This is a genomic window from Patulibacter medicamentivorans (assembly GCF_000240225.1).
GTDB lineage: Bacteria > Actinomycetota > Thermoleophilia > Solirubrobacterales > Solirubrobacteraceae > Patulibacter > Patulibacter medicamentivorans.
The window spans coordinates 1-5,550 of record NZ_AGUD01000273.1 but is presented as its reverse complement, the minus strand read 5'-3'; the positions used below and the strand labels follow the sequence as shown (position 1 = coordinate 5,550).

Below are 5,550 nucleotides of genomic sequence, written 5' to 3'. Positions count from 1 at the left end.
CCGACGAAGACGAGCCAGATCGAGGCCAGGTGGAGCTTCTTGGGCAGGTGGGTCCAGCCGAAGATCCAGAGCCCGAGGAAGGTCGACTCGAGGAAGAACGCGACCAGGCCCTCCATCGCCAGCGGGGCGCCGAAGACGTCGCCGACGTAGCGGCTGTAGGCCGACCAGGCCATCCCGAACTGGAACTCCTGGACGATGCCGGTCGCGATCCCGATCGCGAAGTTGACCAGCAGCAGCTTGCCCCAGAACTTCGTCATCCGCAGGTAGACGTCCTCGCCGGTGCGGACCCAGCGGGTCTGCATCAGCGCCACGTAGCCCGAGAGCCCGATCGTCAGGGGGACGAACAGGAAGTGGAACAGCGTGGTGAAGGCGAACTGCCAGCGGGCGAGGTCGAGGAGCTCCATGCGGAAGGCCGTCGTCGGGGAACCACGTCACCGCCCGAGGACCATGGACCCCGGGCGGGCGACGTTGGGAGAGGGCGCCGCCGGCCGGAGCGGAGGAGAGGAGGAGGAGAGGTGCTCCGGCCTGCGACGGTGTCGGGAGGGAACCGACGTGCCCCACGCTACGGGGGCGAACGACCACCGGGTAGAGCGCGAACGCGCCTCGACCCATAACCAGTGGCTATGGGCGGAGGGCGGCGACCAGCCGCTCGACGGCCGCCGAGGGTGCTCGTGCGGCCGAGACCAGGACGACGAACCGGCGCGCCAGCCGCGGCCCGTCGATCGGGCGCAGGGCGACGTCGGAGTCCGGCGGGACCGACAGCCGCGAGAGCAGCGCCGGGACGCCGGTCTCCGCGCTCGCGGCCAGCGCCGCGGTCGTCGATCCGACCTCGACCCGCGGCGGCGCCAGCGCCAGGCCGAGGCTGGCCAGCAGCGCGTCGAGGACCTGGCGCTGGTTGGCGCCCGGGTCGCGCAGGACCAGCGGCGTCGAGACGAGCTTCGCCAGCGGCACGGCGTCCAGCGCCTGCCACGGGTGGCCCGCGGGGACCGCCACGACCAGCTCGTCCTCGGCCAGCACGTGATGCCCCTCGTCCTCGCCCGGGCCGGAGCCGGCGATCCCGACGTCCGCCCGGCCGGACGCGACCAGCTCGCGCACGAGGTCGGAGTTGCCGACGATCAGCTCGACCGGCTCGCGTCCCGGCTGGCGGTGGAACGCGGTCAGGATCGACGGCAGCAGCGACTCGGCGACCACCGGGCTGGCCGCCAGCCGCAGCGGGCGCGGGCGACCGCGCAGCTCGAGCACGGTGCGGTCGAGGTCGCCGAGCTGGTCAAGCACCCGCTGCGCGCCGAGCAGCAGCCGGTGGCCGGCGTCGGTCGGCGTGACCCCTCGCGGCGAGCGCTCCAGCAGCCGCAGCCCGACGACGTCCTCGAGCTGGCGCAGGCGCTTGCTCAGCGCCGGTTGCGAGACGCCCAGCTCGCGCGCGGCGGCGCCGATCGAGCCGTGTCGGGCCGCGGCCACGAGCGCGCGCAGCTCCACGAGGTCCGGGGACCTGATCGGCGCGTCGGCGGCCACCGCAGGACCGTATCGCGGGCCGCGCCCGCTAGCCTCCGGCAGGTGGCCGACACGATCCGCGCCGTCCGTCAGCACGAGTTCGGGGGACCCGAGGTCTTGCGGGTCGAGGACGTCCCGCGGCCGGTGCCGGGCCCGGGCGAGGTCCGGATCGGGGTCCGGTCGGTCGGGATCAACTTCGCCGACACTCACGCGCGCGAGAACAAGTACGTCCAGCGCTCCCACCTGCCGCTGATCCCCGGGCAGGAGGTGGTCGGGGTCCGCGAGGACACCGGCGAGCGGGTCGTCGCGCTGACCCGCGGCGGCGGGGCCTACGCTGAGGAGGTGACGGTCCCGGTCGGCCTCTGCGTGCCGATCCCCGACGGCCTCGACGACGACCAGGCGCTCGGTCTGCTCGTGCAGGGCCTGACCGCGTGGCACCTGCACCGGACCTGCGCGCGGCTCGAGGGCGGCGAGGCCGTCGTCGTCCACAGCGCCGCCGGCGGCACCGGCTCGCTGACGGTCCAGCTGGCCAAGCCGATGGGGGCCGGGCGCGTGATCGCGACCGCGTCGAGCCCGGAGAAGCGGGCGCTGGCGCTGGAGCTGGGCGCCGACGCCGCCGTCGATCCTCGCCCCGAGGGCCTGACCGAGCGGCTGATCGAGGCCAACGGCGGTCGCCCGGTCGACGTCGTCGTCGACATGGCGGGCGGGGCGATGTTCGACGGCTCGCTGCGGGCGCTGGGGCCGTTCGGGCGGATCGTCGTCTGCGGGATCTCGACCAAGGAGCAGAACGAGATCCGCACCGGCCAGCTGCTCAAGCACTCGCGCTCGGTGATCGGCTTCTGGCTCTTCCACTGCCTCGAGGACCCGGAGCGCCGTTTCGTCGCGCCGCTGCGGGACCTCTTCGCGCGGGCCGCCCGCGGCGAGGTGCGCGTCGTCGTCGGCGGCCGCTGGCCGCTGGAGGACGCGCACCAGGCCCACCGTGCGCTGCTCGAGCGGCGCACGACCGGCAAGCTCGTGCTCGACGTCGACGCGGGCGTCAGCGGCTGACCCCGAAGACCGCGCGCCGCCCCTCCGGCTCGGTCAGCGAGTAGATGCGGCCGCTCGCCGGCGCATAGGTCAGGTCCTCGGCCCCCGTGGGCCAGGTCCGCTTCGACAGCGAGCCCCCGAGCGGCCCGACGTAGAGCCCGTGGCCGCCGCCGCTCGTCGACAGGTACGCCGTCGAGCCGAGCGTCAGCACGCCCTGGATGTTCGTCACGCCCTGCGCGACCCAGACCTGGCTGGCGCGGGCGACGCGGCGGCCCTTCGGCCCGATCGTCTGCAGCGCGCCCCCGCGGTTCAGCGGCCAGCGGACGATCCGCGCGCCGTCCTGGCCCTTGCGGTACTCGCCGGTCACGAGGCTGTTGCTGGCACGGTCGTAGGCCACCGACGAGAACACGAGCCCGCCGCTGCTGCGGTACGACGCCACCTGCGGCATCACGTACCGGTAGTCGGCGCCCTGGCAGGAGGCGGCGTCGCAGCCGATCCGCGACTTGTCGCCGGTCCTGACGCGCCAGATCCGCCGCGTGTCGTACACGCTCAGGCCGCTGTTGGTCTCGGCGACGTAGAGCCGGGTACCGACCCAGGCGATCCCGCCGGCGTGGCTCGGGGTCCAGGTGAACGACGCGCGGCCGCCGGCACGCCGCGGCCGCACCAGCAGGACGTGGCGGTAGCGGGCGGCGGCCAGCTCCTCCGAGGTCACGAACGTCACCCGGACCCCGGGCGCGACGGTGCCGCTCTTGGTGACGGGGTTGCGGGCGTACCAGCTGACGAGCAGCGCGCGGCGGCCGTCGACGAGCCCGCCGGTCGCGTCGCCCGTGCCGGAGATCCCCTGTGGGAACCACTTGTCCGTCGCGTTGTCGCCGCGGTTGAAGCTGAAGCCGTTCTGGAAGCCGGCCGGCGTCGGCGAGAGGGCGCCGCCGACCGGGCCGGCCTTGCGGTTGGCGTCGGCGAGCACGCCGCCGACGCTGACCTCCGGCAGGCGCGCGCCGAGGTCGCGCAGGATCGCGGTCCTGCCGCCCTTCGGGGTCAGCGTGAAGGACGGCGGTCCGGCGACCGCGGGGAGGCTGGCGGCCGACGCCGACCCGGCGGCCAGGAGCGCTGCGACGCTCGCGGCGGCGAGCAGGGACGGGGCGCGGTGAGGGACGGTCGCGGGACGGGAGCGGGACATGACGCTCACCCTAGTTCGGCGAGATCGCCCGGAGACGCCGCTCTCATGGGTTCCTCACGGGACCCCGGCGCCAACGCCGCGTCCGCGTGGCGATGCCGGACGACGCGCCCCGCGGCCGCGCGCACCGGCGCCCGCGGGGGACGATCGTGCCGCTCCGAGCGGCCGACCGGCCCTCCGTCGCGGCGCGTACGCTCTAGCATCACTGGCGATGACCGCGTTCGCCGACCTCCGCCTGTCCGAGCCCGTCCTCGAGGCGCTGCGCGACATCGGCTACGAGCGGCCGAGCCCGATCCAGGAGCAGGCGATCCCGCCGATGCTCGAGGGGCGCGACGTGATCGGCCAGGCGCAGACCGGCTCGGGCAAGACGGCTGCCTTCGGCGCGCCGATCGTCAACTACGTCGACCCCAGCGACCCGGACACCCAGGCGCTGGTCCTGACGCCGACGCGCGAGCTCTGCATCCAGGTCACCCAGGCGATCCGCGGCTTCGGCCTGCGCAAGGGCGTCGAGGTCGTGGCGACCTTCGGCGGCGCCCCGATCCGCGACCAGATCTCGCGCCTGCGCTCGGGCGCCCACGTCGTCGTCGGGACCGTCGGCCGGGTCCTCGACCTGATCGACCGCGGCGCGCTGCAGCTGGGCTCGTGCCGCTTCGTGGTGCTCGACGAGGCCGACGAGATGCTCGACCTCGGGTTCCTCGAGGACGTCGAGAAGATCCTCCGCCGGACGCCGAACGGCCGCCAGACGTCGCTCTTCTCCGCGACGATGGCGCCGCCGATCCGCAAGCTCGCCGACAACTACCTCTACGACCCGGTCCACGTGAAGGTCAAGGCCGACACGCTGACGGTCGACACGGTCGAGCAGTTCCGCGTCGAGGTCAACGCCAAGGACAAGCCCCAGAAGCTGGCCGAGGTGATCGAGGCCGAGCGCCCCAGCCAGGCGATCGTCTTCTGCCGCACGAAGATCGGCACCGACCGCCTGTTCCGGCTGCTGAAGGACCGCGGCAACAACGTCCGGGCGCTGCACGGCGACCTCTCGCAGGGCCAGCGCGACGGCGTGATGCTGGCCTTCAAGGGCGGCCGGGTCCCGCTGCTGGTGGCGACCGACGTCGCCGCCCGCGGGCTCGACATCTCGACCGTCACCCACGTCATCAACTACGACGTGCCGCGCTCGCCGGACACCTACGTCCACCGGATCGGCCGCACCGGTCGCGCCGGCGCGTCCGGTCGCGCGATCACCTTCGTCGAGCCCAAGCAGCAGCGCGAGCGCGAGGCGATCGAGGCCCACATCGGGATGGAGATCACCCCGTGGGAGGCCGGCGCCACGACCGCGGTCGGGCGCGCCAGCCGTGCGCGCGTGGCGGCCGAGGCGGAGCAGTCCGCCGCTGCCGCGAACGGCAACGGCGGCGGCGACGCCGCGCCCGTCGTGGTTCGCGAGAAGCCGCGCCGTGGCCGCAAGCCGCAGCTCAACCACGCCGCCGACGAGCCCGGCGAGCGGATCGTCCTGGTGCCCGGCGCGGGCGAGGGGCTGCAGGTCCGCGACGTCGTCGAGGCGATCGCCGAGGCCACCGGCCTCGACGGCGAGGCGATCCGCGAGGTCCGGGTCCTGGAGCACTTCGCGCTGGCGACGCTGCCGGCGGCGGCGGTCGCCGACGCGGTCCAGGCGATCGACGGCCACCGGGCTGGCGCGGTGACGCTCGGCGCCGAGCTGCTCCGCGGCGCCTGAGCGACCGCCGGCCGCGCCCCCGCCGGCCGGCTGGAGGGCGGTCCCGGGTGCCGCACGTGCCGCCGGTCCCCCGCTAGCATCCAGGGCGTGAGCACTCCCGGTGACCACGGCTCTCCCGCCGCCCCGACGCCGC

The 5,550-nt window shown here is 74.7% G+C and carries 5 protein-coding genes; 2 read left to right on the top strand and 3 right to left on the bottom strand.

The genetic code is table 11. The annotated features are described in order from the left end of the window. Positions 1-404: cytochrome ubiquinol oxidase subunit I (locus tag PAI11_RS19325; RefSeq protein WP_040601032.1), on the bottom strand; the 404-nt coding region annotated here is incomplete at its 3' end. 217 nt (positions 405-621) lie between these two features. Next, complete coding sequence (locus tag PAI11_RS19320) at positions 622-1,512, bottom strand: LysR family transcriptional regulator (RefSeq protein ID WP_007577952.1); 891 nt, start codon at positions 1,510-1,512, stop codon at positions 622-624. A gap of 42 nt (positions 1,513-1,554) precedes the next feature. On the opposite strand from PAI11_RS19320, the gene PAI11_RS19315 reads away from it, so the two are divergent. Beyond that, positions 1,555-2,538, top strand: a complete 984-nt coding sequence (locus tag PAI11_RS19315) for a quinone oxidoreductase family protein (protein ID WP_007577951.1) — start codon at positions 1,555-1,557, stop codon at positions 2,536-2,538. Here PAI11_RS19315 and PAI11_RS19310 read toward each other — a convergent pair. After that, on the bottom strand, positions 2,528-3,697 hold the full coding sequence (locus PAI11_RS19310) for a hypothetical protein (RefSeq protein ID WP_007577949.1): 1,170 nt from the start codon (positions 3,695-3,697) through the stop codon (positions 2,528-2,530). The two genes, PAI11_RS19315 and PAI11_RS19310, sit on opposite strands and share 11 nt — an antisense overlap. A gap of 208 nt (positions 3,698-3,905) precedes the next feature. Here PAI11_RS19310 and PAI11_RS19305 point away from each other — a divergent pair, with 208 nt between their 5' ends. After that, the gene (locus PAI11_RS19305; RefSeq protein WP_007577947.1) at positions 3,906-5,417 is read left to right on the top strand and encodes a DEAD/DEAH box helicase; all 1,512 of its coding nucleotides are present in this window, start codon (positions 3,906-3,908) and stop codon (positions 5,415-5,417) included. The last annotated feature ends 133 nt before the right edge of the window (positions 5,418-5,550 follow it).